This is a genomic window from Mucilaginibacter sp. UYP27 (assembly GCF_040547175.1).
Taxonomy (GTDB): Bacteria; Bacteroidota; Bacteroidia; order Sphingobacteriales; family Sphingobacteriaceae; genus Mucilaginibacter.
The window spans coordinates 733,328-757,105 of the sequence record NZ_JBEPPE010000001.1 but is presented as its reverse complement, the minus strand read 5'-3'; the positions used below and the strand labels follow the sequence as shown (position 1 = coordinate 757,105).

Here is a 23,778-nt window from a genome sequence, read left to right as displayed (position 1 = left end):
CTATTGTAAACTTTTTACTTTGAACTTTTGGCTTTAAACCTATTTCAACAAATGGTACACCAAAAACGCCGCGCCATAGGCTAACACCGTCATATAAGCGAACTGGGCGGCGGGCCAGCGCCAGTCTTTGGTTTCGCGGTACACAACGGCTACGGTGCTGGCGCATTGCATGGCAAAGGCGTAAAACATCATTAGCGAAAAGGCTACGGCAAGGGTAAACACAGGGCCGCCGGTAGTGGGGTTGCGGGCATTGCGCATCTTATCCTGTACCGAATCTATCCTGTCGGCATCGCCATCTACACTGTAAATGGTTGCCATGGTGCCTACAAATACCTCTCGGGCGGCAAAAGAGGTGATCAGCGCTATACCTATCTTCCAGTCGAAACCGATTGGTTTAATAACGGGTTCAATAATGTGGCCTAAAACACCCGCGTAAGAGTTTTCCAGTTTTTCGGTAGAGATAACACGAGTCAGGCTATCCGGCGTCATGGTTTTGGTGTATTGCGGCTGTTGGTATTTTTGGTCGATATTTTTAAAGCGATCGCCGGGGCCGTATGATGACAGCACCCAAAGTATTACCGATACGGCGATGATCACCTTGCCTGCTTCCAGCACAAAGGTTTTTGCACGCTCATACATGCTGAACAAAACGTTATTCCATCTTGGCATACGGTACACGGGCAGTTCCATAATAAAGTAGCCACGTTCGCGGGCCTTTAATACAAACTTCATTACATAAGCTACTATTACTGCCGATACCAGGCTTAGTACGTACATCCCCGTTAGGGCAAGGCCCTGCAGGTTAAAGATCCACCAAATATTTTTATTGGGTACCACAAGCGCTATCAATAAGGTATAAACCGGTAAACGGGCCGAGCAGGCCACCAATGGCGTAACCATTATGGTGATCATCCTGTCCTTCCAGTTCTCAATGGTACGGGTACTCATGATGGATGGTACGGCGCAGGCAAAGCCACCTATCAGCGGCACTACCGACTTACCGTTGAGCCCTACCTTCCGCATGATCTTGTCCATCATAAAAGTAACGCGCGACATGTACCCGGTATCTTCCAATATGGATATAAAGGCGAACAGGATCGCTATTTGCGGGATAAACACCATTACGCCGCTCAAGCCTGCAACAACACCGTCTATCAACAAACTGGTAAGTGGCCCGGCAGGAAGTACATGGCGCAATCCGCCCTCCATCCAAACAAAAAGATCTTCTATCAGCGACATTGGGTACGCCGACCATGCAAATATCGACTGGAACATGAACAGCAATACCCCAATAAATATCACAAAGCCAAATATCCGGTGGGTAAGCACTTTATCTATCTTGTTACTTATCGATTCATCCTGCGCCGTAACGGGCGTTTTAACGGTATCGTAAAGGAGGTCGTTTATGTAATTGTAACGGGCAATGGTTTCGCTGGCCTGGGCCTTTTGGGTATGGAAACCGTGTTCGTTTTCCAGTTCTTCAATGCGGTTGCTTTGAGCGGGGGTTAAAAACTTTAAGGTTTCGTGCTGATGCGCCAGTTGCAGGGCAAAGTACGGGTTATCGGTATCAAGCTCTTTGCTGATGCTTTGGATAATACCCGGTGCAAGGGCATTTACATCGATGCTATCTTGCTGCAGCGCAAATTTATTGGCGTACGATATCGCATTCTTCAGTTCGCTGATGCCTTCTAACTTGCGTGCCGATACGGGTATGATCAATACCCCCAGTTTTTGGGCCAACAGGTTAATATCGATATCTATACTTGCCTTTTTCGACAGGTCAATCATGTTCAGGGCAATAATAACCGGGATCTTCAAGTCGGCAACCTGGGTGTAAAGCAGCAGGTTGCGTTTTAGGTTAGTAGCATCCAGGATAACAACGATCAGGTCAGGCGTTAGCTCAGTATCTTTTTCTGCCAGTACAGAAAACACGATAGATTCGTCCTTGCTCTTAGGGTAGAGGCTATAAGTACCGGGAAGGTCAATTATTTCGGCATGGCGGCCATCGGGCAGTTGGCAGTAACCAACTTTTTTATCAACAGTAACCCCCGGAAAATTTCCAATTTTTTGATTTAACCCGGTTAGTGCATTAAAGAGTGTCGATTTACCGGTGTTTGGATTTCCTACAAGCGCTACTCTGATATCGGCTTTCAAGTGCTGGCTATACTATTGCAAAATAATGGTTGATGCTTCAAATTTACGCAGGCTAAGTTGATAGCCCGATACATGGATAGCGATAGGGTCGCCAAGTGGTGCAATGCGCGATACCCTTATCGGTTCGCCGGGCAGGCAGCCCATTTCCATCAGCTTTACAGACATTTCAAGATCGGTAAATTCCTTTACAATTCCGGTTTCTCCTACTCCAAGCTGCTCAAGCGTCATGTGTGTAAATATTAGACCACAAATGTAAGCTTATTTAAAACAAATCCAAATAAGGACTTTGCAGGAAGAATGTAAAATTTAAAAAGAATAAGCGCTAGGCGTTAGCTGCTTTTTTAACAGAAGGTTTCAGGTGGCTAAAGTGCGGGCAGTTACAATCTTTTTTAAAGATGCCGCACGATGATAATAAAATAGTTACCGTTGCTATTGCGAGGGTATATCTAACTTTTTTCATGATTTAGCGCATTACTGGTTATCAATACTCCAAAAACTCCCATACACCCACCAATAGTATCGGCTAAAAGGTCGTTCCAATCGCCGCTGCGCCATGTAAAAACACGTGATTGCAGCACTTCAATTAATGCGCCATAGCTTATCAGCACAACAGTGTTTTTCAAGGCTATCCCTATCGGGATGCTGCGGGTGTTCCATTTACGGATGCTGCCCGCGCAGTATAATATCGAAAGCACAAAAAACAAACCGCAATGCACCAGCTTATCAAACCCGGCAAAAAATATTGGCGATTCGCCTACGCTGCCAAGAGGCAACGCGCATATTATTAAAATAAAGAGGGCCCACAAAATAGCAGGCCCGTAATATTTTAGTGTATTATTCATTTAAAATTTAGTGGCCAATAACGCCTTTGTACGCGTCAGCATCTAAAAGGTTATCTGCATCGGCAGCGTTGGTAATTTTAATTTTCACCATCCAGCCATCTCCGTAAGGGTCGCTGTTCACCAATTCGGGCTGGCTATCCAGTTTACTGTTAACTTCAAGTATAGTACCATCAAGCGGCATAAAAAGATCAGATACTGTCTTTACAGCTTCTACCGTACCAAAAACAGACTCTTTAGTTACATCCTGGCCAACAGTGTTAATGTCGATATAAACTATATCGCCTAATTCACCTTGTGCAAACTCGGTAATACCGATGTAAGCTTCGTCGCCTTCAACCCTTATCCACTCATGGTCGCTTGTGTATTTTAACTCTGCCGGAAAATTCATATCTGTTAATTTATCTGTCCAAAAATAATAAAACTTTAAGGTATAACAATTAAAACATCAACAAACTATAAGTGTAGCAATTAAAACTAATTGGCGTAATAATTGTTAAATATTAACTATAAAAACTAAAAATATCTACAAAATGAAAAAATTAAGTTTAGTGGCAATGGTGGCTATTGCAGCCTTATCATTCCAGGCGTGTAACAATGCCGCAAAAGACAGTAAAGAAAGTGCCGACAGTGTAAATGCTGTTAAAGACACAACCACCAACGGTTCTACAGGTATTGCTGTAGATGCAAACGACTCTAAATTCGCTACCGATGCTGCTAACACTGGCATGGCAGAAGTTGCTGCGGGTAAATTAGCTTCAGAGAAAGCGGTTAACCCACAGGTTAAAGAGTTTGGTGCTATGATGGTTATGGACCATACTAAAGCCAATGAAGAATTAATGGCTATCGCCAAAACTAAAAACATTACTTTACCAACTGCACCGGATGCCGACCACCAGAAAATGGCGGCCGATCTTGCTGCTAAAACAGGTAAAGATTTTGATAAAGCTTACGTTGACGCCATGGTTGACGGGCATAAGAAAGTAGCATCGATGTTAGAAGATGCTTCTAAAAATTGCAAAGATGCCGACCTGATGGCCTTTGCAACTAAAACATTGCCTACAGTTAAAGCACACTTAGCTAAAATTGAAGCGATTCAAAGCAGCATGAAATAAGCTTAGGCTATTTTTTTAGAAAAGGGATGGGCGTAAGCCTATCCCTTTTTTATTTGCCAATTTGCATAAGGCCGGTAAAAACAATAGTTTTAACAAACTTTCCTTTAGCCTTATGAAAAAAAACCTGCTCCTTGTTTTTTTACTAATATGCTGCTCACCGCTACTTAAGGCCCAAAAAACAGACGATAATATCCCGGCCAAAGTAAAGGGCTTAACCAAATACAGCGGTTACTTTAATTTTTACTGGGATAATAAAACCGGCAAGATCTATCTGGAGATTGATAAATTTGATACAGAGTTCTTATATGTAAATTCCCTGCCATCGGGTATTGGCTCAAACGATTTGGGGTTAGACCGGGGGCAAATAGGTGATAGCCGCATAGTTAAGTTTATTAAAATAGGCCCCAAGGTATTACTGATACAGCCTAATTATAGTTACAGGGCAAACAGCACCAATGCTGATGAGCGTAAATCTGTGGAAGAAGCGTTTGCACAGTCGGCCATTTACGGCTTTACCGCCGTTGCTGCCGATGGCGATAAAACGCTGATAGATATTACTTCCTTTTTGCTTCGCGATAGCCATAAAATAGCCGAAAGGTTAAAAGGCCAGGGCAGCTATAGCCCTGATGAAAACCGCTCTGCTATTTATTTGCCCAATACAAAAAGTTTCCCGGACAACTCCGAATTTGAAGCTATTGTTACGTTGGCCGGTAAAGATACCGGGCCCGAAATTGCTTCGGTAGCACCCGATGCCGGTGCGGTTACCGTGCGTATGCACCACTCTTTTATTAAACTACCCGATGCAAATTACAAGCCCCGGAAGTTTGACCCACGCTCGGGCTACTTTAATATCGGGTATATGGACTACGCTACACCAATAGACGAGCCCATCACCAAAAGATACCTGGCGCGCCACCGTTTAGAGAAAAAAGACCCTGCCGCAGCCATGAGCGAGCCAATTAAACCCATTGTTTATTATGTTGACCGCGGCGCGCCCGAGCCTGTGCGCAGCGCTTTAATTGAAGGAGCATCATGGTGGAACCAGGCTTTTGAAGCGGCCGGGTACCAGGATGCTTTCCAGGTGAAGCTGTTGCCCGAAGGTGCCGACCCAATGGATGTGCGCTATAATATCATACAGTGGATCCACCGCTCTACAAGGGGTTGGTCATACGGCTCATCAATTACCGACCCCCGTACCGGCGAGATCATTAAAGGGCAGGTTTCATTAGGATCGTTACGCGACAGGCAGGACTTTTTAATTGCCGAAGGTTTTGTGCAACCCTATGAGGACGGCAAACCCGTTAGCGATAAAATGCTGAAGTTAGCTGTTGCCCGTTTGCGACAGCTTGCGGCACACGAAGTTGGCCACACACTTGGCCTGCAACATAATTTTACTGCGAGTGCAAATAACAGGGCCAGTGTAATGGATTACCCGCCACCTTTGGTAACACTGAATGCCGGCGGCCCCGTTGATTTAAGTAAAGCTTACACAACCGAAATTGGCCCTTATGATAAACGTGCTATCCTTTATGGCTACCAGGATTTCGCAAAAGGAGTTGACGAGGACAAGGCGTTAAAAGGCATCGTTACCGAAACCATTAAACAAGGTTACCAATTCATATCAGATGATGACGCCCGCACAGCCGGCGGGGCGCACCCCTATGCTCATTTATGGGATAATGGAAACAACGCGCCCGATGAACTAAACCGGCTGATGATCCTACGTAAACATATTCTGGATAATTTTTCGGCAAAAGCTATCAGGCAAGATGCACCAATGGCCACTATGGAAGAAGTTTTAGTGCCTATTTACCTGCTTCACCGTTACCAGGTAGAGGCTACTTCAAAAGTGCTGGGTGGCTTATATTATACTTTTGCTTTAAAAAACGACGGGCAAACCATCACTAAATTTATATCGCCAACCGAGCAGTGGAAAGCATTTGATGCATTGATGGCAACGTTAACTCCCGATGCTTTGGCGCTACCCGAAAAACTGATAGAGATGATCCCGCCCAGGCCTGTAGGCTTCCCGCGCACACGTGAAACCTTTAAGGCACGCACGGGCGTAACTTTCGATCCGATAGCAGCGGCTGAATCGGCGGCGGGGACTACCTTAACGTTTATGTTAAACCCAGAACGGGCCGCCCGTTTAATAGAATACCAGGCGCGTAATAGTACACAACCCGGATTGCTCCCTGTTTTTAACAAACTAATAGCGCAAACCTGGAAGGCCCCACAGCCTGCCGGCTACAAAGGTGAATTACAACGCTTGGTGAACAATATAACCCTAAAGAAGTTGTTAACTTTAGCAGCCAATACCAATGCTGCAGATAACGTGCGCGGCATTGCACTCATGGAAATTAATGACCTGGAGAGGTATATGAAGGATGCTGTTAAAACAACTATAGGTAGCACAAAGGCAAATTTAATGTTTGGCTTGGCGCAGATCAAGTTATTTGAAAGTGCGCCGGAGAAGTTTCAGCCCGAACCACCATTGCCAATGCCTGATGGTTCGCCCATAGGAACTGAAGATGAAAAATATTTCGATAATTAAATTAAACGCCTTAAAAGGGCGTCATACAAATATATGCAAGCACCAATAGTTACAGGCTTAATGGCCTACGGTATGTCCGGCCGCATTTTTCACGCACCGTTCATCAGCACCAATCCGGCTTTTAAATTAAAGGCCATTGTGGAGCGTACCCATAAAAAAGCCACTGAAATTTATCCTGAAATAAAAAGTTACGGCTCGATAGATGAGCTATTGGCCGATGACGAGATAGAACTGGTTATTGTAAACACGCCAAGCAACCTGCACTTTGAGCACGCCATGCTGGCCCTGAATGCCGGTAAACATGTACTACTTGAAAAGCCCGCTGCCGCTACATCAGCAGAAGTTAAAAAACTTTTTGATACCGCACGCAAAATCAATAAACACCTTATGGTTTATCAAAATCGCAGGTTCGATAGCGGTTTCTTGTCTACCAAAGAAGTAATAGAAAGCGGGCGCCTGGGTAACCTGATAGAAGTTACCTTCCGTATGGACAGGTACAAAGCTGCTATCGGTGTAAAATCTTTTAAAGAAACTAAAGGCGTACCTGCCGGAGGGCTGGTTTATGACCTTGGCGCGCATTTGGTAGATAATACCATCGCCTTGTTTGGCAAACCATTATCATTCAACAAAACTATTGGTATGTATCGCGAGGGGTCTGAAGTGCCCGATTATTTCCATTATCATTTAATTTACCCCAACCAACTAAATGTTTACCTAACATCGGGCTTACAAATAGCAGGTGAAACCCCAGGCTTTTGGGTTAACGGCACACTTGGCAGTTTCATTAAAAACAGAAGCGATGTGCAGGAAGCACAGCTTGATAAAGGCATGATGCCAACCGACCCGGCATACGGCATTGAGCCGGCCGGCAATGAAGGCCAATTAACCACTGTTGGTATTGATAACCAAAAATGCACCGAACTGGTACCATCTGCAAAAGGCGATTACAGCCAGATATTTGACGCTGTTTATCATACAATGCGTAATAATGCGTTATACCCTATAACAGAAGAACACATTGCCTGGCAATTAGAGTTGCTGGAGGCATAATTACACCCAATGACCATAAAAGAAATGAAAAGAATTTTATTAATGTTAACCCTGCTTATTGCAGTGGCTTGTACTAATGCGCAAACTCCTCCAACTCCCCCTGTAATTGCGCCCTATAAAATTTTAACTACCAAAGATGTTTACAGCACCCCTGCCGACCTGAAAAAGAACCAGCCGGTTATGCTGATCTACTTTGCTACAGATTGCGGGCATTGCCAAAAACTGGTTAACGATATGAAGCCTTTTATGAAGGACTTTAAAAACATCCAGGTGGTGATGGTTACCTTCAGCGATATCCGTATGGTAAAAACTTTCCAGAACGATTACGGGTTGACCGCGTATCCAAACTTTACTTTAGGCACCGAAGGTTATACCTACACCGTACAAAAATATTACAAGCTTCAGCACACCCCGTATATTGCTATTTATGACCATAAAGGGAAATTGGTACAGGCGTATGAAAAACCGCCGGAAATGAAAGAGTTGATAGCTACGGTAAAAAAAGCATAATAAGCAAAAAGATATTAAATTACAAAGCCCGGTTGCAGATGCAGCCGGGCTTTGTTGTTATGGTGAGCTTGTTATCTAAAATTATTCGCCACTTGTGTGATCATGTGCGTGTTCTTCGCGGAATAGTTTGGCGCTGAAGAAATCGTTGTTCATGAACGCAATATTGTTCAGGGTTATCTCTTTAGGGCATTCTGCTTCGCAGGCGCCGGTATTGGTACAGTTACCAAAACCTTCCTGGTCCATTTGGGCAACCATGGCTTGTACGCGGCTGTAACGCTCTGTTTGGCCTTGTGGCAATAAACCAAGCTGGGTAATTTTTGCTGATGTGAATAGCATAGCCGATGCATTTTTACATGCAGCAACGCAGGCGCCACAACCAATACAGGTAGCCGAATTGAAAGCCTCATCGGCAATTACCTTAGGGATAGGGATGATGTTGGCATCGGGCACACCACCGGTATTTACCGATACATAACCACCAGCCTGTTGGATGCGGTCGAAAGCAGAACGGTCTGTCGCCAGATCTTTTACTATCGGGAACGCGGCCGAACGCCAAGGTTCGATAGTAATGGTTTCGCCATCGCTAAAGGTACGCATGTGCAGTTGGCAGGTTGTAATAGCCCTCTTTGGGCCGTGCGGGTGGCCGTTGATATATAACGAACAAGAACCGCAAATACCTTCGCGGCAGTCATGATCAAAATAAATAGGCTCATCATTCTTGCGGGTAAGGCTTTCGTTCACTACGTCAAGCATTTCCAGGAACGACATATCCGGCGAAATATTTTCGGCCTTATAAGTCACAAACTTGCCCGGTGTTTGTGTATTTTTTTGGCGCCATACTTTCAGCGTCAGGTTCATGTGTCCACTCATGTTTGTTTGAGATTGGAGTATCAAGTAGTTAGTATAAAGTATCATGATTTTGTCTCGATACTTGATACTTGCTACTAAGTACTATTTATAACTACGTTGTGTTAACTTAACATTTTCAAAAATCAGCTCTTCTTTGTGCAGCTCTTCTTCTTCGTTTTCGCCTTTAAATTCCCAGGCTGATACAAACGTGAAGTTTTCGTCATCGCGTAAGGCTTCCCCTTCTTCAGTTTGCGACTCCAAACGGAAGTGGCCGCCACACGATTCGCGGCGCGCCAAGGCGTCCGTAACCATCAGTTCGCCAAGCTCGATGAAATCGGCCACACGGCCGGCTCTTTCAAGGGCAGCATTTACTTCTTCATTTTCGCCGGTTACAATTGCGTTAATCCAAAAATCAGCTTTTAACGCTTTGATAAGGGCTTTTGCTTTGGTAAGGCCTTCTTCGGTACGTGCCATACCACAATACTCCCACATAATGTGGCCAAGTTCACGGTGGTACTCAACAACTGTTTTATTGCCTTTTAGGGCAAGCAACTTGTTGTTGTAAGCTATTACATCTTTTTTAGTTTGCTCGAATGCGGGGTGGCTTGTATCAACCTTTTTAGGGCCAATGGTAGCCAGGTAATCACCAAGGGTATAAGGAATAACGAAATAACCGTCAGATAAACCCTGCATTAATGCAGATGCACCAAGGCGGTTTGCACCGTGGTCGCTAAAGTTACATTCGCCCATGGCGTAAAGGCCCGGTACGTTTGTGCTTAAATTATAATCAACCCAAAGGCCGCCCATGGTATAGTGTACCGCCGGGTAAATACGCATCGGCTGCTTGTACGGGTTCTCATCAGTTATTTGCAGGTACATGTCAAATAAGTTACCATATTTGGCACGCACGGTGTCTTCACCTAAACGTTGTATCGCCTCGGCAAAATCAAGGTAAACGGCTAAGCCGGTTGTGCCTACACCTTTGCCCTCGTCAGACATTTCTTTGGCGTTACGTGAAGCCACATCACGCGGTACAAGGTTACCGAATGACGGATATTTTCTCTCCAGGAAGTAATCCCTGTCTTCTTCTTTAACCTCAGAAGCGGTGATCTCTTTCTTTTGCAGTTTTTGCGCGGTTTCTACCGTTTTTGGCGCCCAAACGCGGCCATCGTTACGTAACGATTCAGACATCAGCGTAAGCTTACTCTGGTGATCACCGGTAACCGGGATACAGGTAGGGTGGATCTGGGTGTAACAAGGGTTGGCAAAGTAAGCACCGCGTTTGTGCGCCCGCCATGCCGCCGTTACGTTACTACCGATAGCGTTGGTAGATAAGTAGAATACGTTACCGTAACCGCCCGTTGCTAAAAGTACCGCGTGGCCCGCGTGTGTTTCTATCTCGCCTGTTTTTAAGTTACGGGTAACAATACCTTTGGCGTGGCCGTCAACAACAATTACGTCAAGCATTTCGGTACGGGTGTACATTTTCACTTTCCCCAGGTGAATCTGGCGGTTCAATGCCGAGTACGCACCTAATAAAAGTTGCTGGCCTGTTTGACCACGCGCGTAAAACGTACGTGATACCTGCGAACCACCGAACGAACGGTTATCCAGCAAGCCGCCGTACTCGCGGGCAAATGGTACGCCCTGTGCAACACACTGGTCAATAATATTTACCGATACCTCTGCAAGGCGGTAAACGTTGCCTTCGCGGGCGCGGTAATCACCACCTTTAATGGTATCGTAGAAGAGGCGATAAACGCTATCGCCATCGTTTTGATAATTTTTTGCAGCGTTAATACCACCCTGTGCAGCGATAGAGTGCGCACGGCGCGGGCTATCCTGAAAGCAGAACGATTTAACGTTGTAACCAAGCTCGGCAAGTGAAGCAGCTGCCGAAGCACCCGCTAAACCTGTACCCACAACAATAACATCGTACTTACGCTTATTGGAAGGGTTAACCAGCTTTAAGTTAAATTTATGCTTGCTCCATTTTTCGGCTAATGGGCCTTGCGGAATTTTCGCATCTAAACTCATTTCTTTTTATTTACGATTTTAGAATTACGATTTTAGATTTTAACATTAAGGTTATAAATCGAAAATCGCAATTCGTAAATTAATTATAAACTTTTCAAATAGTACACTATTGGCATCAGGGCAAAACCTAACGGTATAATTACCGCGAACAGCCAGGTGCCAAAGAAATAAATTATAGGCTTATACTTTTTATGTACCCAACCCAACGTATGAAATGCGCTCTGGAAGCCATGCAGCAAGTGAAACGCTACCGCACCCATTGCTATCACGTAAAACGCTACATACCATAAATGGCTAAAGCTTGATGTGATACGTGCATGCAGGTCCTTCACACGAACGATCTCTACATTGTTTTCTGTAGATATCGAACGCTCAAAATCGGCGATCTCCGGTTTGTAGTCTGATACTGTTGTTTCATTAGTCGCCAGGTTGGTGCGGTACTCTTTAAAGCCCAGGATGTTATTGTACTTGTAGGTAAACCAAAAATCGCCCATGTGGATCACGATGAACAACAGCAGGATAGAACCAAGTAAGCCCATGTTTTTTGACGCCCATGATGCATTTGATTGGTTACGCACAGCATACCCTACCGGCCTGGCCCTGCGGTTTTTAATGGTTAATACCAAAGCATATACAGCATGCACAATTATGGCAAGGTATAAAAGGTAAGCTATTACCTCGATAGGAGGAAAATGCGTCAGGAAGTTTGCGTAGCTGTTAAATGCAAAGCCTTGGTCGTCCTTAAATAACAAAAGGTTACCGCCAAGGTGCACAATTAAAAAAGTACACAAAAACAAGCCAGTTAAAGCCATTATCAGCTTCTTTCCCAGTGATGAGTTAAAGGTTTGTTTAAATTCGCTCATTATTGATCAGATTTATTTAGGCAAAAGTACCAAAAGATAGAAATGGTTTCCACTTAAAGCAGTGATATTGGCTATTTAGAAACAGTCTAAGGAGATTTGTATGACAATTTACTTTAACAGCACAATAATTTTAAATATCTGTGCGTAAAATTCTACCGCCAAATAAAAACATTTCGATAATTTAGTGGCATCCTGTCACAAATAATTTTATGAAATATTTATACTTCCTCGCACTTATTCTGCTGGTATCAGCCTGCAACAAGCAACCTAAATTAGCCCTAACTTTTAAAACCGGCGCTGTAAAAAACGGCACTATCACCTTAAACCAGGTTAATGAAATGCTTTTTAGCCAGCCTATAAAAGATGGCAGCGCAACTATTGATAAACCGCTGGCTGCACCTGGGTATTATACCATATCAATTATTGACGGCGATAAACCGCTAAACACCAAACAAACCTTTGAACTGTATCTTGAAAACGGCAGCTACACTGTAGAAACCAAAGTAAACGCCCTGTACCCGACTGTAACCTCTGCCTCGAAAACACAGCAGCAACTTAGCGACTATTATAAGATAGAGAATGAAATGGCGGGAAGTTTAAACTCGGCTGTTAATTCGGGGCTAAGCTTCCTGGAATCGAGCGAGGCACGTAACCAGTCGCCAAAGGAACATTCTGCACTTATTGTAAAAACCCGAGGCTACCAGATCCAGCGCCGAAAACTGGAGCCGAAAGTTTTGGATGCTTACATGACCAAATACCCGGATAACGTTGTTGCTGCCCATATTATGGCACAGCAGTACATGGATGAATATCCCGCCGAGTATGGAGCATTGGCTAAAAAATTAACTGCCGAAGCCAGGAATAGCGATGACGGCCTTAAGGTTACCAACAAGCTAAATGTATTGGTTAAACTTTTGCCGGGAGCTGATGCCCCGGAAATAACAGGTGTTATGCCCGATGGCAAACCATTTGACAGGCACGCCATAAAATTCAAAGCTATATTGGTAGAGTTTTGGGTATCCGGTAGCCAACTTAGTGTAACAAACCATTCTAAAATTATAAACGGGCTAATTGTTGGCGACCGCGACCGGAATAAATTTGGTGTGGTAAGTGTTTCTACCGATACTAAAGCCGACGTTTGGAAATGCTCCATAAAGCAAAGCAACCTGATTTGGCCGCAGGTGTGCGATTTTAAAGGCGACAGTTCCCCAAATGTTGCCAATTGGAAGATCGGTACCATCCCCACTTACTTTTTGGTGGATGCCAACTGGAAGATCATCAAAGCAAACATCGATATATTAGACGTGGACCAAGAGGTTCACGAATACTTCAACAAACATTAATGAGAAAGCCCTTTAGAAAATCTAAAGGGCTTTTTTATGCGGTTAGCTTACGGCTTTCTTATCATTTCTACGTGTTCTATGCCATCTTCGTCGTAACGCCCGCCCTCGGCAACAAAACCTAACGATTCGTAGAATGGCAGCGCATAAGTTTGCGCCCCAATACGGATGGTTGCCGGGCCAAACAGATCATTGCAACCCCGGATAGATAATTCCATCAACTTTCTCCCTAAGCCACTGCCCCTTGCCTCCGGCGATGTAATAACACGGCCGATGGATACCTCGGCATAAGATAAACCGGCGGGCAGAAGCCTGCTATAGGCAGCAAGCTTATCATTAGTATAAACCAATACATGTTGACATTTCTGGTCTTTATTATCCTGGTCAAGGAACACACAATTTTGTTCAACCACGAATACTTCGCTGCGCAGGCGCAACATTTCGTATAGTTCGTTTACGCTAAGTTCGGCAAAGGGTTTAATAAAGTGGGTTATACTCATGGCAGTGGTATTTGCCAGCAAAGCTAATTTTAATAGGTGGAAAAGCAAAAAGCCCCCTGGTTGTATATCCGGAGGGCTTTGCTTAGCAGGGGTATGCTTCTTATTTGTTTTGGGTTACTTTAACCCAGTCGACCCACATTTTGGCTTCGCCATTTTTAATCTTTTTTAAAGATGATTCGGAAAGGCCGTAATACGGTTTTTTGATTCCGTTTATTTTGAACGGATAGATGCCGCCAACCGCGAAATTTAGGATAAGGTGCTGCTTATTATCAAATACCCATTTGCCGTAATGCTGTGCCATGGTGCGTGTAACACGAAACATAGGCTTACCATCATACTTAAAAACAAGGGCATCGGGTGTCCATTCTACGCCGTAAATGTGCCATTGGGTGGCATCATTGTTTTTATCAAAATATTGGCGGTTTACAAAGGGCGTTTCGCCGCTGTAGCCGGGGCCGTGTACAGCCGCGCTCACCCAGTCGGCTTCGCCAATAAACTCCATGATATCAATCTCGCCATCGTTTGGCCACATGCCGTTACCCAACATCCACCAGGCAGGCCATAAACCATCGCCGGCTGTGACTTTTATACGAGCCTCTGCTGTACCATACGTAAAATCGAACTTACCTTTGGTAACATACCGGCCGGATATAAAATCGAACTGTTGATTATCAAATGTTTTAAAGTTTGGGGAGTATTGCGGTTTTAACACCAGCACCCCATTTTCGATGTACGCCGTAGCAGACGAATCTACATAGGCCTGCAATTCGCCATTGGTATGGAAACCGGTTATTATCGGGCTCCACTTGGTGCGGTCGATCTTACTTTCTGAAAAATCATCAAAGAAGATAACATTGCCTTTAGCGCTACCTGCAACCTGTGCCTGCTTTACCGATGAACATGAGGCAGCAATAGCTACCACGGCTGTGATGGCCGCGAAATAAATACACTTTTTGTAAAGCATAAAATTGATTAGGGGATTGTGTTTTAAACAGAAAGGCCATCGTTAAATGGCCTTTCTGTTTATTAATTGATTATTTATAAACGCGAACGTAGTCTACTTCCATCGAATCGGATGTGAAGTTAGGGTCAACCGCCGGGCCGCCAAAGTTACCGCCAAATGCTACGTTCAGTATCAGGAAGAAATCCTGGTTAAACGGCTTGTCGGGGCTGTTATCAAACGTGTAGAAAACCACACCATCAATAGCAAACTTCATAGCGGTTGGCGTCCAATCCATGCTGTACACGTGGAACGCTGTAGATGCAGTAGGGTTTTGAGTAGTACTACCTACGCCCCCCGCTCCTGAATGACCAGGGTAGTGCATGGTAGAAAATATGGTGTTCTGTAGTTTACCCACGTGCTCCATAATATCTATCTCGCCACAGCCGGGCCATGGTGTGCTATCGATGTTACCACCCAAGGCCCATATTGCAGGCCAGGTACCAACACCTGCAGGCAACTTGGCTTTTACCTCTACACGGCCGTATTTAAAGGCAAACTTACCTTTTGTAAGCAACCTTGCAGATGTATAGCCAAACCCACTGTAATTTTCTTTTTTAAGGTTGATCTTTAAAGTACCGTTTGATACCGATGCGTTATCCGGACGGTTGGTATAGTACTCCAACTCGTTATTGCCCCAGCCATTGTTGTTACCCAAATCGTAACCCCACTTGCCCGGATCAGGCGCGCCAGCGGTATTAAACTCATCCGACCAGATCAGCGCCTCACTTGCAGATACATTAACAGAAATGGTTTTTGTACTTGTTTTGCCGTTTGAACTTTTGGCCGTAACTTTTACATTATAGGTGCCCGCAACCGGGTACTTATAGGTTAAGCTACCTGTAGTGTTTGTTTGGAAAACGCCGTTGCCGAAATCAAACTCGTACGATACTGCGTTGTCTGCAGTTACCGCGAAGGTCACTGTACCGCTTTTATCAGTGCTAACCGTTGGTGTCACACTGATGTTGGTTGGCGTGCCTGCAGTAGCGGAGCCACCCGTATCATTGCTTTTAGAGCAATTGGTAAACAAGGCTACCAATGCTATCATTAAGAAAGCGTTTAATCTTCTCATATCTTTATCTATTTAACTTTAAATTTCTGATACCATGCAAGGCCGTCAATACCAATATTACGCAAGGTAATGCTTGTTTGGGTAAGCTGCATTATTTCATAGGTATTACCACCTGTACCAAATGCAATTAAGCCCTTATCAGGAACTACGAATTGTATGCGTGTAGAGTTTGCCGATGTTGAACCTGATGTAGCATCCATAAAGGCAAGTTTTTTTGTACCTGTCGCGTCAAAGTCATAGCAATTATCGCCGCCTGCTTTACCATAAAATACGGTAGCACCGGCAACAAAGAACGACTGGCCTTTATTGTTTATAACCATATTGATCCCTGTACCATCTTTAGTAAAGGTTATTTCATCGTCATATAAACATTCTGCGCGCTGGTTAGGCTCTGCCGCGTAGTAGCTTGGGGTATAACCATCTGCCGGGCCAACACCAACGTGGCCTGGCGTTAAACGATCTATAACCCATGTACGAGATGTACCATTAGTTAGGTTTTGCGTAATGGCAGCAGGGATCTCAAACGATACATACACCCTTATTTTTTGGCTTACTGTAGACGTTACACCACCCGTGCCAATAGCACTAACGGTAATGGTATAATCGAAAGTACCCGGGGCAGAGTATTTGTGTACTTTATCTCCGCCAGGCACAATTTCGGTTATGCCATCGCCATAATCAACTTTGTAAGATATGGCGCCTGTGCCCGCGGTAGTAACGGTTACTTTACCAGTGCCGCCACCATCGGGGTTGGTCGCATTTACTCCGTCAATAGCTGTTGTTACGCTTATATCCGTTGGGGTAACTATGTTACCGAACGAATACTTCTCTTTTTTACAGCCTATCACAATGATAACGACTGCCAAACAGATGGTTAATAATGCTTTTATATTAATTTTCATCGCTATATAAATTAATTAAGTGTGATATCATCGAAATACCAGGTGTAGTTGGCCGAGCCGTTGCCTGCTGTGCCGTTATCAAATATCAATACGATTTTTTGGTACGATTTTGCTGTATTGATAGTGCTGTAATCGAAGGTCAGTTCTTCCCATTCGTTTACTTTGGTGGTGGTCACTTCTTTCTCGAAGCTGGTATTTCCGTCGGTAAGGTTCTCTACCTTCAACAATACTTTAGTGCCTGCCCTTGGCGAGTAAACTTTCATTTTAAGTATCTTCTTGGTGAAGTCGATAGGGCCTGCAAGGGTTATGTAGCTGCCGCCGTAAGTAGCGCCAGCATTTTTAACCATTTTAGCCACCTTGGTGCTGGTGTTAATACCTGTCGCCGATGGGTTATTTACCACTGTTACTACACCGCCTTCAAAATCAGTAAAGCCGTAGTTTAATGTCGTTGACTGGAAATCAAGCGGGATACCCAATATTGACGACGGTTGCGGTACAAATTTTACATCGTCCCAATAGAACACCTTGCCGTTACCTGCTGTACCAAAATCGAAAAATACGGATGCCTTATCGTAAGTATTTGCCGCGTTAAGTGCAGGTGTACCTGCAACAGGTGCTGTAAAGTCGAACGTTAAGGTTTCCCATGCATTGGCAACGGTAGTATTAGCCTCAGTTTCTACCGAAACGTTACCATTGTTATGATCCTCAATTTTTAACCGTACATGGATGCCGGCAGCGGGCGAGTAAATGCGCATGCTCATTTTAGCGTACGATGCTGTTACCGGTATTTTTGCAGAGAAGCCAAGCGGGGTTCCAATAGTAGTACCTGCCCATACTTCGGCACCATTAGGTTTGGTGGTCTTTTTAACTTTGTTTGATGCATCTGTTGGGTCATTAGCATCAACAGTTGCATTGTTACCAAAATCGGTAACGGTGTAGTTGGTGTTTGGTGCATCAAACGTAACCGGCAAGTTTATTTGTGCAATTTGGATAGCCATTTGCAGGTCGTCCATATAAAACACTTTACCGCTGCCCGCTGTACCAAAATCAAAAAACACAGATGCCTTATCGTAATTAAACGCGGCATTTAAGCCGGGCGTACCAGCCGATTGATTATTAAAGTCGAACGTCAAAGTTTCCCATGCGTTAGCAACTGTAGTTTTAGCATCCGTTTCTACCGCGTTGTTACCATTAGCGTGCTCTTCAAGTTTCAACTTGATAGTTAAACCCGCAGCAGGCGAATAGATGCGCATGGTCATTTTTGAATTTAGCGTACTAACCGGGATTTTAGTTGCAAAGCCTGTTGCAGTACCTAAGGTAGTACCTGCCCAAACTTCGGCACCTGCAGGTTTGGTAACCTTTAATACCTTGTTGGCATTATTTTTAGGATCTGTAGCCAATTCCGATTGGTTGTTGCCAAAATCGCTGGTTGTGTAATCAAAGTTAGCATCGTCAAACGCTAATGGAAGGTCTATTTGTTTACCTATTTTAATGGTTTGCTCAACTTTGGTTGTTGCAACGCCACCGCTTAACGCTACAACCCTTACGGTATAAGTACCTGCTTTTGCATAGTTATGAGTAGCCGTTTGCTCCTGTAAGAACGAATCGTAGGGCTCGGGGTTAGCTGTTGCTTCATCGCCGTAATACACATGAAACATGGTTTCGTAATCGGCAGTTGCGCCAACTGTTAATGCCAGGCCGTTTGTGGTAATGGTTGTTTTAAGATTTGCCGGTGCTTTGAACGATACGGTTAGCGGTTGGGTAGATTCGGCACTTTTGCCGGAAACACCATGGCCAACTATTTTAACATTGTACACACCCTCGGCATATTTATGCTGGATGTTTTTACCAGCGGCTACTTTTACGTAGGTATCGGCACCATCGCCGTAGTAAATATCAAAGGAAGATACACCTTCGCCGTTTGGGGTAATGGTTACCAAACCGGTATTGTCTTGTGTAATATCAAATAACACCGATATTTTGGTCGGGTCTGATACCGTGTTTACAAACGAGGTATCATCAAACTTTTCCTTTTTACAGCCTGTTATAACAGCCAGTATCAGGGTTATGCTCAAAAAATATTTTATTGCATTCATGATCTTAATTTTTTAAGGTTTAATAGCCCGGGTTTTGTGTTAAACCTGTAACGTTAATTTCTTCTTGTGGTACAGGGAACACTTCGTTTTTGCCGGTTACAAAACCGGTAAGCTTGGTGGCCGCCTGCCCTGTTCTAACCAGGTCAAAAAAGCGGTCGCCATCCATAGCTAACTCTAATCTTCTTTCATCCCAAATGGCTTGCTTTAAAGCAGTACCTGTGGCGGTTACGGCATGTGTATCATCACCAAAAGCGCGTTTACGTACCTGATTAAGGTAACCTTGTGCTTTAGTATCATTTGGTGCTGTTGAACGGTTATTTGCTTCGGCAGCCATCAACAATACTTCAGAATATCTTAACACCCTAAAGTTGTTTAGATAGTTAAGCTCTACCTGGCCCGATGTTTCACCTTTACGTGGTAAGTATTTACCGTTATACAAGCCCGTGTTTTTGTAAGGTGCTACCTGGTAGCTGATGTTAAACGCTGGATGGGCTGCTTTGTAGTCCTCAATATTGAATGCGGTTATTGCTTTACGCTGATCGCCCGCTGCATATGCTGCGGCAAGGTTTTGTGTTGGCAGGTTACTGCTCCAGCCGGCAGCGAATGGCATGCCGCCAACGCCGTTCAGGCCCCTTATGCCGTTCTGCTGAACTGCATAGTTACCCTGGCCACGTGTTGCGCCACCCCAGTTGTAGTATGGCGAACCATTGGTGTATTGGACCTCGAAAACCGACTCGGGGCCGTTTTCGCCGGCTGCTAAGTAGATAGAAGCGTAATCGCTAACCAGGCTAAACGCGCCCGAGGTAATAACCGGCTCTAACGCCGCTGCGGCTTCGGTAAATTTATTCTCGTACAAATAAACCTTGCCTAACAACGCCTGTGCAGCATATTTGGTAACACGGCCTTTTTGACTTTGGGTATTAGTTAATGCAGCTATAGCCGTGGTCAGGTCTTTTTCTATTTGCGCGTAAACCTCTGCTTTAGGTGCGCGGGTTAACGATTTTGCATCGTTGTTGTCTAAACGTTTATCGATAAACAACGGCACATCGCCCCACATTTTTGTTAGGGTAAAGTAGTAGTATGCACGTAAAAAGTAAATCTCGCCAAAAAGGGCATCCTTACCATTAAAGCTAACGGTTTCGCCGGCTTTGTTTTTGTCTTTATACTGGATCAGGTAATTAGAGCGGTTAACGCCTTCGTAGGCCACCTGCCACAGGTCAAGTATGGTTGAGTTTACCGATGTTAGGGTAAAATCATCTATTTGCTGTAAAGACAAAACGTCTGATGCGCTTTCGCCACCTGCTACCGAGTTGTCTGATGCGATATCGCCCACAACCACTGCCTGGTTTAACCACTGCACCGGCGAGTAAACGCTGACAGCCATAGTGCGGTAATCAGTTTCAGATTTTAGGTAATCCAGATCGGTAACTAAAAACCTATCGTGAGGGTTGTTCTCCACCCATTTTTTACATGCTGTAAACGATGTCAGTAACAGGACCATCGCAATTAGCTTTATATATCTCTTATTCATCGTATTGTTTTTTAATGAATTATAATTTAATGTCAAGGCCCATGCTGTACGTTCTTGGCTGCGGGTATGCGCCACGGTCAACACCGGTATCAAGCACTCCGCCAGAGATCTCAGGATCGTAACCGGAATATTTGGTGAATGTAGCAGCGTTACGTACCTGCGCGTAGATCCTTATACTTTTAAACACTTTACCCTGCATTAAACGCGGGAAGGTATAACCTAACTGGATATTTTTGATCTTTACGAATGAGCCATCCTCTACATACCTGTCTGATGCGCGGATGTTGCTGTTAGCATCGGTAAATGAGTACCTTGGGTTACGTGCATCGTTTGTAGTACCCGGCCCCGTCCACCTGGCCAGCACACCACGAAATTTATTGGTGTAGTTTGCGTTACGCTCATAAGCGCGGTAAATATCATTACCGATAGAGGCGTAAGTGAACGCGTTAAAATCAAAGTTTTTGTAGCTCATGGATAACGTCCATCCTAAAATAACATTAGGGAACGGGTTGCCAATGTTTGTACGGTCATCTGCATTAATAACACCATCGTTATTTATATCCACAAAGCGGATATCGCCCGGCTGCGCTCCTGTTTGTGTTGGCGCTGCTGCTATTTCTGCCGCGTTTTGGAACAGGCCATTAGTTTTATATCCGTAGAAATAACCCGGTGCCTGGCCCTTTTCAAAAACAGTAACCTGTTGCGACTGACCGTTGAAGTAGCTGCCGCCAAATATTTTAGCGGTGCCATCGGTATTGGTTGCGGTAACTAAGCTTTTAACAGTTGTTATGTTAAAGGTATTGCCCAGTTTAAAAGAGCCGCCAATGGTTTCGTTGTAGCCGATAGAAATATCTAAACCGCTGTTTTTAGTTGACCCGATGTTGGCTGCAGGGACAGGTATAGTACCACCCGTGTAAACTGTTGCCGGTTGGAACAACAGGCCGCCTACACGTTTTTCGTAATAATCTGCAGTGATGTTTAATTTACCATTAAACATAGTAAGGTCGAAACCAACGTTAGCTTGTTTCTGGCTTTCCCATCCTAATTGTTTATTTTCTGTTGCGCCAAGGGTAGAACCCGGGTAAAACACATTGCTAAAGTTATAGCCATTACTGTTTGCAGTAGGGCCGTAATCAGGACCGCCCGTTACAATAGTGGTTGCCTGCGTATTTGTATTATCGTTACCCACAGTACCATAGCTACCCCTTATTTTTAAGAAATTTATTGCCGGTACATTAAAGAAACTCTCTTTACTTGCAACCCAGCCTACAGAACCTGAGAAGAAATTGGCAAACTTGTTATCGGCACCAAAAGCGGTAGAACCGTCGCGGCGTGCGGTGAATGATGCCAGGTATTTCTCCTTGTAATCATAGTTCAACCTGCCAAAGAACGACATGTTGCGTTTAAAGTATTGGTAATAGTACCCGCCTGTTGCGCTTGGGTTGGTAGCTGTATTTGTACCCGTTGCTGCAGAGTAATCTGCAAATTCCCATGAGTTGAATGGCACATCCTGCCTGTTTACACCCGCCGCGTTGCCAGACTCCTTAGACAATGAAAAGCCCACAACGGTTTCAAATGTATGGTCTTCTGCTACTTTAAAGTTGTAGTTGGCAAATGTTTCCCAGGCGTAGTTAAAGTTGCTTACCTTATCGTGGTTTACACTGTTATGCTTATCTATCACGGTAGAGCCATCGGCGTTCATGCTGTTATCAACATTAAGCGGCCCGTAAAACACCAAAGGGGTAAAGCCCTTGCTGTTGGCATCGTACTTGGTGTAGCCAAACCTGCTGCTTAGTTTCAGGTTCTTTAAAATATCGTATTGGGTTTCAAATTTACCGTACAATTTACTTCCAAGGCTGGTATTATAAGTGTTGTCAAGCTTGGTTAACGGGTTGTAAACTTCAGATAACAACAGGTTGCTGTAGCCATATTTACCCACACTGTTAGGGTCGGTATTTAAAACCGATACGGTTGGGTCGAAGTTTAGCGCGCTGCCAATTACACTGTTAAACGAGTTTTCCTGGATGCCTTTAGAGTTTAATATTACACCAGTAGTGTTCAATATAAACTTAAGTTTAGGCGTAAGCTGGAAATCAAGGTTGGCCGTAAAGTTTCCACGATCAAACCTCGACTTATCAATACCGCCAACTATACCACCCTGGCTGGTGTAACCACCCGATAAAAAGTAAGTTACCGTTTCGCTGCCGCCACGTACACCTAATGTATGCTGTTGCAAAGGCGCGGTTTTAAACACTGCTTTTTGCCAGTTGGTACCTACACCTAAAGTAGACAGGTCCGGGAAAATAACACCACCGCCCGATGCAACGCTGCCTTCATTTAGAATAGCGCCATACTCTGTGGCGTTTAAAACGCCAATGTAACGGGCTATTTCCTGAACACCATAGCTGCTGTTAACGGCAAGCTCGGTTTTCATGTTTTTTCTGCCCGTTTTAGTAGTTACCACAATGATACCATTACCACCTTTAACACCGTAAATAGCGGTGGCAGACGCATCTTTAAGCACACTGATAGATTCGATATCTATAGGGTTTACCGAGTTAAGATCGGCAAGTGATTGCTGCACACCGTCGATAACGACCAATGGTGCCGACCCAGCGTAAGAAGGGATGCCCCTGATAGCTACTGTTGGCGTTGAGCCAGGCGTACCACCTTGCACCACGGTAACACCCGCTGCTCGTCCCTGTATTGCTTCTTCTGCACGTACCGGGTTTTGCCTTTGGATGTCCGTACTTTTTACCGTTGAGATAGCACCCGATACCTTAGTTACCTTTTGGGTGCCGTAACCAACAACTACCACCTCATTAAGGGCGTTATTCACATTATCCTCTAAGGTGAAGTTCTCTGTGCCGGCTTGTGTTACTTTCCTTTCGGCAGATACCATGCCTACAAAAGATACTACGATAGTGCCTCCGCCTTGTGGGATGTTTAACGCGTAATTACCGTTTACATCGGTAACAACGCCCATCGTTGTTCCTTTAATTGTTACTGAAGCGCCGGGCAATGCCTGTCCGTCGGTTTGTTGGGTTACTTTACCTGTAACGCGAAGGCTTTGGGCATAACCCTGGCTCGCAAAACAGAATAGCAAAGCAATCCCCATAAAAAACTTGAGTTTTAATTGCATAAAGGTTTGTGGTTAGATTAAATTAATAGGCCGTTCGGGGCGGCCACTGGTTGGTTGTAAAAGTTTATTCATACGGTCTTCTTTTCGCGCATAAAAATGCACGGTCATAATTTAGCTAAAGTGTTTTTTATAAAACGGTTAAAAATTGGTTTGTACTACCGCGGTAATTGGTTGTATGGCCGCAGCAATTGGTTTATAGGGATCAAATGTAGAGCAAGCGCATA

General features: G+C 44.5%; 20 protein-coding genes. 5 read left to right on the top strand and 15 right to left on the bottom strand.

Annotated elements, in window-relative coordinates; translation table 11 throughout:
• Positions 1-39 precede the first annotated feature (39 nt).
• The 5 genes from feoB to gcvH all read right to left on the bottom strand — a co-directional run bounded on the left by feoB (position 40) and on the right by gcvH (position 3,384).
• Entirely contained in the window at positions 40-2,154 is a 2,115-nt protein-coding gene (gene feoB / locus ABIB39_RS03350; protein WP_354427288.1) for a ferrous iron transport protein B, read from the bottom strand.
• 12 nt (positions 2,155-2,166) lie between these two features.
• Positions 2,167-2,382: a FeoA family protein gene (locus ABIB39_RS03345; protein ID WP_354427286.1), complete on the bottom strand. Its 216-nt coding sequence runs from the start codon at positions 2,380-2,382 to the stop codon at positions 2,167-2,169.
• A 94-nt stretch (positions 2,383-2,476) separates the two neighbouring features.
• Positions 2,477-2,614: a hypothetical protein gene (locus ABIB39_RS03340; RefSeq protein WP_354427285.1), complete on the bottom strand. Its 138-nt coding sequence runs from the start codon at positions 2,612-2,614 to the stop codon at positions 2,477-2,479.
• Positions 2,601-2,996, bottom strand: a complete 396-nt coding sequence (locus ABIB39_RS03335; protein WP_354427283.1) for a VanZ family protein — start codon at positions 2,994-2,996, stop codon at positions 2,601-2,603. The genes ABIB39_RS03340 and ABIB39_RS03335 overlap by 14 nt, the downstream gene beginning before the upstream one ends.
• Before the next feature lie 7 nt (positions 2,997-3,003).
• Positions 3,004-3,384 (bottom strand): glycine cleavage system protein GcvH, encoded by a 381-nt coding sequence (gene gcvH, locus ABIB39_RS03330; protein ID WP_354427281.1) that lies wholly within the window; start codon positions 3,382-3,384, stop codon positions 3,004-3,006.
• A 142-nt stretch (positions 3,385-3,526) separates the two neighbouring features.
• Here gcvH and ABIB39_RS03325 point away from each other — a divergent pair, with 142 nt between their 5' ends.
• The 4 genes from ABIB39_RS03325 (at position 3,527) to ABIB39_RS03310 (ending at position 8,222) form a co-directional block, all read left to right on the top strand.
• The gene (locus ABIB39_RS03325) at positions 3,527-4,108 is read left to right on the top strand and encodes a DUF4142 domain-containing protein (RefSeq protein ID WP_354427279.1); all 582 of its coding nucleotides are present in this window, start codon (positions 3,527-3,529) and stop codon (positions 4,106-4,108) included.
• A 112-nt stretch (positions 4,109-4,220) separates the two neighbouring features.
• A complete protein-coding gene (locus tag ABIB39_RS03320) occupies positions 4,221-6,662 on the top strand; it encodes a zinc-dependent metalloprotease (protein WP_354427277.1) in 2,442 nt (813 codons plus the stop codon).
• Positions 6,663-6,695: 33 nt separating this feature from the next.
• Positions 6,696-7,712, top strand: a complete 1,017-nt coding sequence (locus ABIB39_RS03315; protein ID WP_354427275.1) for a Gfo/Idh/MocA family oxidoreductase — start codon at positions 6,696-6,698, stop codon at positions 7,710-7,712.
• Between the two features lie 24 nt (positions 7,713-7,736).
• On the top strand, positions 7,737-8,222 hold the full coding sequence (locus ABIB39_RS03310; protein WP_354427273.1) for a TlpA family protein disulfide reductase: 486 nt from the start codon (positions 7,737-7,739) through the stop codon (positions 8,220-8,222).
• Between the two features lie 81 nt (positions 8,223-8,303).
• On the opposite strand, the gene ABIB39_RS03305 is transcribed toward ABIB39_RS03310, so the two are convergent.
• From ABIB39_RS03305 to ABIB39_RS03295, 3 genes are all read right to left on the bottom strand, one after another.
• The gene (locus tag ABIB39_RS03305) at positions 8,304-9,092 is read right to left on the bottom strand and encodes a succinate dehydrogenase/fumarate reductase iron-sulfur subunit (protein WP_502916182.1); all 789 of its coding nucleotides are present in this window, start codon (positions 9,090-9,092) and stop codon (positions 8,304-8,306) included.
• Positions 9,093-9,173: 81 nt separating this feature from the next.
• Positions 9,174-11,108, bottom strand: coding sequence for a fumarate reductase/succinate dehydrogenase flavoprotein subunit (locus tag ABIB39_RS03300; RefSeq protein WP_354427271.1), 1,935 nt, complete (start codon positions 11,106-11,108; stop codon positions 9,174-9,176).
• A gap of 83 nt (positions 11,109-11,191) precedes the next feature.
• Positions 11,192-11,971, bottom strand: a complete 780-nt coding sequence (locus ABIB39_RS03295; protein ID WP_354427269.1) for a succinate dehydrogenase cytochrome b subunit — start codon at positions 11,969-11,971, stop codon at positions 11,192-11,194.
• A 209-nt stretch (positions 11,972-12,180) separates the two neighbouring features.
• Here ABIB39_RS03295 and ABIB39_RS03290 point away from each other — a divergent pair, with 209 nt between their 5' ends.
• A complete protein-coding gene (locus tag ABIB39_RS03290; protein WP_354427268.1) occupies positions 12,181-13,314 on the top strand; it encodes a TlpA family protein disulfide reductase in 1,134 nt (377 codons plus the stop codon).
• Positions 13,315-13,361: 47 nt separating this feature from the next.
• On the opposite strand, the gene ABIB39_RS03285 is transcribed toward ABIB39_RS03290, so the two are convergent.
• The 7 genes from ABIB39_RS03285 to ABIB39_RS03255 form a co-directional block, all read right to left on the bottom strand.
• Entirely contained in the window at positions 13,362-13,811 is a 450-nt protein-coding gene (locus ABIB39_RS03285) for a GNAT family N-acetyltransferase (protein WP_354427266.1), read from the bottom strand.
• 100 nt (positions 13,812-13,911) lie between these two features.
• The gene (locus tag ABIB39_RS03280) at positions 13,912-14,775 is read right to left on the bottom strand and encodes a glycoside hydrolase family 16 protein (protein WP_354427264.1); all 864 of its coding nucleotides are present in this window, start codon (positions 14,773-14,775) and stop codon (positions 13,912-13,914) included.
• A 70-nt stretch (positions 14,776-14,845) separates the two neighbouring features.
• Positions 14,846-15,883 (bottom strand): family 16 glycosylhydrolase, encoded by a 1,038-nt coding sequence (locus ABIB39_RS03275; protein WP_354427262.1) that lies wholly within the window; start codon positions 15,881-15,883, stop codon positions 14,846-14,848.
• A gap of 8 nt (positions 15,884-15,891) precedes the next feature.
• The gene (locus tag ABIB39_RS03270) at positions 15,892-16,785 is read right to left on the bottom strand and encodes a PKD domain-containing protein (protein WP_354427260.1); all 894 of its coding nucleotides are present in this window, start codon (positions 16,783-16,785) and stop codon (positions 15,892-15,894) included.
• 11 nt (positions 16,786-16,796) lie between these two features.
• Entirely contained in the window at positions 16,797-18,881 is a 2,085-nt protein-coding gene (locus ABIB39_RS03265; protein WP_354427258.1) for a hypothetical protein, read from the bottom strand.
• Between the two features lie 19 nt (positions 18,882-18,900).
• Positions 18,901-20,412: a RagB/SusD family nutrient uptake outer membrane protein gene (locus ABIB39_RS03260; RefSeq protein ID WP_354427256.1), complete on the bottom strand. Its 1,512-nt coding sequence runs from the start codon at positions 20,410-20,412 to the stop codon at positions 18,901-18,903.
• A 19-nt stretch (positions 20,413-20,431) separates the two neighbouring features.
• Entirely contained in the window at positions 20,432-23,554 is a 3,123-nt protein-coding gene (locus ABIB39_RS03255; protein WP_354427254.1) for a SusC/RagA family TonB-linked outer membrane protein, read from the bottom strand.
• Positions 23,555-23,778 lie beyond the last annotated feature (224 nt).

Coding starts and splice junctions, on each gene's coding strand:
- ABIB39_RS03345 (WP_354427286.1), bottom strand. CDS start 2,382: ATGACGCTTGAGCAGCTTGGAGTAGGAGAAACCGGAATTGTAAAGGAA.
- ABIB39_RS03340 (WP_354427285.1), bottom strand. CDS start 2,614: ATGAAAAAAGTTAGATATACCCTCGCAATAGCAACGGTAACTATTTTA.
- ABIB39_RS03335 (WP_354427283.1), bottom strand. CDS start 2,996: ATGAATAATACACTAAAATATTACGGGCCTGCTATTTTGTGGGCCCTC.
- gcvH (WP_354427281.1), bottom strand. CDS start 3,384: ATGAATTTTCCGGCAGAGTTAAAATACACAAGCGACCATGAGTGGATA.
- ABIB39_RS03325 (WP_354427279.1), top strand. CDS start 3,527: ATGAAAAAATTAAGTTTAGTGGCAATGGTGGCTATTGCAGCCTTATCA.
- ABIB39_RS03320 (WP_354427277.1), top strand. CDS start 4,221: ATGAAAAAAAACCTGCTCCTTGTTTTTTTACTAATATGCTGCTCACCG.
- ABIB39_RS03315 (WP_354427275.1), top strand. CDS start 6,696: ATGCAAGCACCAATAGTTACAGGCTTAATGGCCTACGGTATGTCCGGC.
- ABIB39_RS03310 (WP_354427273.1), top strand. CDS start 7,737: ATGAAAAGAATTTTATTAATGTTAACCCTGCTTATTGCAGTGGCTTGT.
- ABIB39_RS03305 (WP_502916182.1), bottom strand. CDS start 9,092: ATGAGTGGACACATGAACCTGACGCTGAAAGTATGGCGCCAAAAAAAT.
- ABIB39_RS03300 (WP_354427271.1), bottom strand. CDS start 11,108: ATGAGTTTAGATGCGAAAATTCCGCAAGGCCCATTAGCCGAAAAATGG.
- ABIB39_RS03295 (WP_354427269.1), bottom strand. CDS start 11,971: ATGAGCGAATTTAAACAAACCTTTAACTCATCACTGGGAAAGAAGCTG.
- ABIB39_RS03290 (WP_354427268.1), top strand. CDS start 12,181: ATGAAATATTTATACTTCCTCGCACTTATTCTGCTGGTATCAGCCTGC.
- ABIB39_RS03285 (WP_354427266.1), bottom strand. CDS start 13,811: ATGAGTATAACCCACTTTATTAAACCCTTTGCCGAACTTAGCGTAAAC.
- ABIB39_RS03280 (WP_354427264.1), bottom strand. CDS start 14,775: ATGCTTTACAAAAAGTGTATTTATTTCGCGGCCATCACAGCCGTGGTA.
- ABIB39_RS03275 (WP_354427262.1), bottom strand. CDS start 15,883: ATGAGAAGATTAAACGCTTTCTTAATGATAGCATTGGTAGCCTTGTTT.
- ABIB39_RS03270 (WP_354427260.1), bottom strand. CDS start 16,785: ATGAAAATTAATATAAAAGCATTATTAACCATCTGTTTGGCAGTCGTT.
- ABIB39_RS03265 (WP_354427258.1), bottom strand. CDS start 18,881: ATGAATGCAATAAAATATTTTTTGAGCATAACCCTGATACTGGCTGTT.
- ABIB39_RS03260 (WP_354427256.1), bottom strand. CDS start 20,412: ATGAATAAGAGATATATAAAGCTAATTGCGATGGTCCTGTTACTGACA.
- ABIB39_RS03255 (WP_354427254.1), bottom strand. CDS start 23,554: ATGCAATTAAAACTCAAGTTTTTTATGGGGATTGCTTTGCTATTCTGT.